The following is a 1,083-nucleotide window of genomic DNA, read 5'->3' on the forward strand; positions in this document are numbered from 1 at the left end:
CGGATGCCCGACGTGATGGTCGGCTTTTCGGGGTCAAACGGCACGCCGTTCTTGTTGCAGGTGATATGCGCGCGACCCAAGGCTTTCTCGGTGGCGTTGCCCTTGACGCCTTTGGGGCGCAGGTCGACCAGCACCACATGGGTGTCGGTGCCGTGGGTCACCGTGTCCAGACCGCCCTTGATCAGCTGATCCGACAGTGCCTGGGCGTTGGTGATCACCTGCTTGACATAGTCCTTGAACTCGGGCCGCAGCGCCTCGCCGAAGGCCACGGCCTTGGCCGCGATCACATGCATCAGCGGGCCGCCCTGAATGCCGGGGAAGATGGCCGAGTTCACCTTCTTGGCGATATCTTCATCATTGGTCAGGATCATGCCGCCGCGCGGGCCGCGCAGGGTCTTGTGCGTGGTGGTGGTGGCCACATGCGCATGCGGGAAGGGGCTGGGATGCTCGCCCGCCGCGACCAGACCGGCGAAATGCGCCATGTCCACGTGCAGATAGGCACCGACCATGTCGGCGATCTGACGCATGCGGGCAAAGTCGATCTGGCGCGGGATGGCGGAACCGCCGGCGATGATCAGCTTGGGCTGGTGTTCCTTCGCCAGCGCCTCGACCTGATCGTAGTCCAGCATGTTGTCCTGCTTGCGCACGCCGTACTGAACCGCATTGAACCACTTGCCCGACTGGTTGGGCTTGGCGCCATGGGTCAGGTGGCCACCGGCATCCAGGCTCATGCCCAGAATGGTGTCACCCGGCTGGATCAGCGCCTGAAACACGCCCTGGTTGGCTTGAGAGCCGGAATTGGGCTGCACGTTGGCGAATTCACAGCCGAACAGCTGTTTGGCGCGGTCGATGGCCAGGTTTTCGGCGATGTCGACGAACTGGCAACCGCCATAGTAGCGGCGGCCGGGATAGCCTTCGGCATATTTGTTGGTCATCACCGAGCCCTGCGCCTCCATCACGGCGGCAGAGACGATGTTCTCGGACGCGATCAGCTCGATCTCGTCGCGCTGACGACCCAGTTCCGACGTGATCGAGCCAAAAAGCTCGGGATCACGATCAGAAAGGTACTGGGTGAAAAATCCG

The 1,083-nt window shown here is 62.7% G+C and carries 1 protein-coding gene; it reads right to left on the minus strand.

The features are described 5' to 3' along the window. On the minus strand, nt 1-1,083 hold a 1,083-nt coding region (gene glyA / locus ACR0A2_RS22170; protein WP_480837384.1), incomplete at both ends, for a serine hydroxymethyltransferase.

The organism is Ruegeria sp. H8, assembly GCF_056532905.1.